Source organism: Myxococcales bacterium (assembly GCA_022184915.1).
Lineage (GTDB): Bacteria > Myxococcota_A > Polyangia > Fen-1088 > Fen-1088 > JAGTJU01.
In genome coordinates, this window is record JAGTJU010000016.1 from 1 (window position 1) to 3,630 (window position 3,630).

Here is a 3,630-nt window from a genome sequence, read left to right on the forward strand (position 1 = left end):
GGATCCCGACTTCGGGCTCGCATGGGAGGTGGCGGCCGGCGCTCGCGCGCAGAATTAGCCAAAGCCACGCCTCCGCTCCTCCTTGGGTTGCTGCAGGGTGCACGCCTATTCAAGGGTTCGCGTCTCGTGAAGGTCGACGGCTGTGTGACTGCGTTCAGCACAGGTTGAGGATGCGTCAGACCTTGTCTTCCCCGGCTCGCCTGTAGCTGAACAAAGCCGGGGACCACACCTGTGCGATGCGTCGTATGGGGCATGCTCGACTGGTCGCAGCCGCGGGGGCGCCAGGACGCAAAACGGAAACAGATGCAGCGACTTGAATAGCCGTTGAGCCTATGCCACGCCGTGGCATACAATCGCCAGTCTAGGATTCTGATGCCGCCGCTATGCGCTGCCCAGCCTGAAGTTCTCTTATGCCTAACGAGATGAAGATCGTTCAGCGGTTGCCCGTCCAGTCGAAATGGGGGAGAAGCCCGCCGCGGCGATGCCAGCAAGCTGGCGAGCTCAGCGCCTTCCGGATTCGGAGCCAGTGGCGCATCAGGCGTACCGAGCTCGACCAGTGGATCGACGCGCAGCCGCGCGGTGGGGACGGGGGACGTGATGGCGACGCGTGACACAGGCAACAAGAAGCGCGGGCGACCGCCGAGGCCTGCAGCAAGCGAGCCCGCGCCCGCCGCCAAGAAGGCGAGCGCGAAGAACGGCTCCACGTCCGATGCGGTGGTGGGCTTCGAAGAGAAGCTCTGGCAGATGGCGGACAAGCTCCGCAACAACATGGACGCGGCCGAGTACAAGCACGTCGTACTCGGGCTCCTCTTTCTCAAGTACATTTCGGACGCGTTCGAGGAGAAGCGCGCTGCGCTCACGGCCGACAAGAAGTCGGGCGCCGACCCGGAAGATCCCGACGAGTACCGTGCCGACAACATCTATTGGGTGCCAAAGGAGGCGCGCTGGACTCACCTTCAGGGCAACGCGAAGCAGGCCACGATCGGCAAGCTCATCGACGACGCGATGGTCGCCCTCGAGGCGCAGAACCCGACGCTCAACGTCGATCCGGCATTCTTGTACTGGCTCTTCCTCTATCGAGACTTCGACCTGTATCTCGTCTCGTCGGCCTCGGGAACGAAGATTCTTCACACGGTGCCGAGTCGGATCGAGTCGTTCGAGTTCGACCTACCACCCCTCGCCGAGCAGCGCGCGATCGCCCGCATCCTCGGTGCGCTTGACGACAAGATCGAGCTGAACCGCAAGACGAACGCGACGCTCGAGGCGATGGCGCGGGCGCTGTTCAAGTCGTGGTTCGTCGACTTCGACCCCGTGCGGGCCAAGGCCGGAGGTCGTGCCCCGCGCGGAATGGACGCCGAGACCGCAACGTTGTTCCCGAGCGAGTTCGTTGAGTCGGAGCTGGGGCGTATTCCGACGGGGTGGAGGCTCGTTCCTGTTCGCGAGGTCTGCGCAGGAGTGTTCGACGGACCCCACGCTACTCCTCCGGAAGCGCAAAGCGGCACCATTTTCCTCGGCATCAGAAACTTCACTCCGACAGCCTTGGACCTCTCCGAGATCCGGTACATCTCCGAGGACGATTACCCCGCGTGGACCAAGCGCGTCGTACCGGCATCCCGCACATCGTCTTTACTTACAAGGCGACGTTGGGCTTCTTTGCCATGATCCCGCCCGGAATCCGGTGCTGCCTCGGACGCCGAACGGCGCTCGTCCGACCCCGTGAGGGGGCCATTGACGCGCATGTTCTGCTCGAGTGGTTCGTTGCGGGCCCATTCCAGGCGTTCCTACGCGCACACCGTCAGCCCGGTTCGACGGTCGATCGGATTTGGCTGAAGGACTTTCCCGGATATCCGGTTCTCCAGCCGCCAGCGGAACTTGTAGCGCGGTTCGAGACGGTGGCTGCCAGCCTCTGGGCGCGAATCCACGGGAACCAAGCGGAAGCTGCGACACTGATTTCAATGCGCGACGCGCTGCTGCCGCGCCTGTTCTCGGGCGAGCTGTCGGTCGCCCACGCAGAGCGCGAGTCGGAGGCTGTGGCGTGAACCGTACCGTTGCCAAGGTGGCCAAGATCCTCGGCGCAGATGTGTCGCAGGTCAAGGATTGGGCACGCCAGTTTGAAGAGCACCTGTCCGCTTACGCCAATCCGCCCACGGGAAGAGAGCGTGTGTTCCACGACGGCGATTTGCTGGTGCTGCTGCACGTTCAGCATCGCTGGAAGGCAGAGCCGGACGTCGAGTCCATCAAACTTGCGCTGAGTCGGGGCGAGCACCGTGAAGGTCCACTTGTCGAGCACCTCTACCTGCACACGCCCTTGCTCCAGGAACCGCCGGATGACATCGACGCAACGTGGCGCCACGGTGTCCTGCTCACGGGCGGCGCGCGATACGGGTATCTCGAACTGGCTCGGAACTACCGTCAGGTAGCCGAAGCCACGCTGCGGAAAGCGCTCGAGTTGGACGAGGTCGAGGAGTGGGCGTATCCGGTTCTCTTTGCCTATCGGCACGCGCTGGAACTGTATCTCAAGCTCATCGGGGAAATCGACGAGGTCACTCACTCGCTGCGCCGTTGCCTTCATCTTGTCGAGACGGGCAGAGGGTCGAAGCTGGCGTCGCCAATCCGTGAGTGGATTCTCGAGCTCGATGGGATTGATCCCGCGGGCACTGCGTTCCGCTACGCGGACGTTGGTGCCGACCGGTACTTTGAGTACTGGTTTGATTTGCGCCACTTTCAGTTCGCGATGGAACGAGTCTTTCGCGCCATCGACACTGAAGTCCTTCGGGTTGGTGCCATGGGTAGACCGGCGAAGAGCGCCCCTCGCAGGGAGAAGGAGCCATGACGACGCCGCCCACCGTCAGTGCGATAGACCTGCGAGCCGTCGAAGACATCTTCGGAATGGGCAGCGGCTACGTGCTCGACTTCAGTAACCGAACGTTCGGCGAGTTCTTCGCTGACCTCGGCATCGACATCGACCAGGAGTTCCCCGAAGGGTCGAAGTCCAACAGGCTGCGCGCCTTTCTGACGTCGTCCGATGCTCCTCGTGTCGCACAGGCGTTGGAGGCGCTTCTCGAACATCGAGGTACACGCGACGGCGATGACGCCTCGACCAACGTCGTGAAGGTGAAGAATTTGATCGCCCGCCTGCGGAAGGCACAGGTGGCGATGCTGCCAGTCACTCGGGCGGTCGATGTACTGAGCCTCGCATACGTTCACGAGCTGGAGATCAAGATCGACCAGCGCCTCTCGGCTGCGGATCTCGAGGGCGCCATCACCGCCGCACGGACGATGCTCGAGGCTGTGCTCGTTGAGCTGGAGAAGCAGCTCGCGGGAGCGACGGGAGACTACAAAGGCGATCTGCCGAAGCAGTTCAAGGCCGTAGCCAAGCAGGTCCGAATCGACGACGAGCGGACCGATCTCGACGACAACTTTAAACAAGTCGCGCGCGGGCTCGTGCAGGTGGTGAACGGGCTCGCCCCCATCCGCAACAAGATGAGCGACGGTCACGCCCGCGAGCGGAAGCCCGAGGCGCACCACGCCCGCGTGATCGTGAACGCGGCGAGGACCGTCGCGACGTTCCTCGTGGAGTCCTACCGCGCACAGCACGAACGGGGGCTGTTGTCCGCCTGGCCGAGCGCG

At 63.3% G+C, this 3,630-nt stretch carries 3 protein-coding genes; all 3 read left to right on the plus strand.

Annotated elements, in window-relative coordinates; all coding sequences use genetic code 11:
• The first annotated feature begins 597 nt into the window (after positions 1-597).
• Positions 598-1,662 carry a type I restriction-modification system subunit M N-terminal domain-containing protein gene (locus KA712_26155; GenBank protein ID MCG5056436.1) on the plus strand — a complete coding sequence of 355 codons (1,065 nt, stop codon included), beginning with the start codon at positions 598-600 and terminating at the stop codon, positions 1,660-1,662.
• 394 nt (positions 1,663-2,056) lie between these two features.
• On the plus strand, positions 2,057-2,833 hold the full coding sequence (locus tag KA712_26160) for a hypothetical protein (protein MCG5056437.1): 777 nt from the start codon (positions 2,057-2,059) through the stop codon (positions 2,831-2,833).
• On the plus strand, positions 2,830-3,630 hold an 801-nt coding region (locus KA712_26165), incomplete at its 3' end, for an abortive infection family protein (protein MCG5056438.1). The genes KA712_26160 and KA712_26165, both read left to right, overlap by 4 nt.

Bases quoted from the DNA above. Each gene is read 5' to 3' on its own strand.
- KA712_26155 (MCG5056436.1), top strand. From the start codon at position 598: ATGGCGACGCGTGACACAGGCAACAAGAAGCGCGGGCGACCGCCGAGG.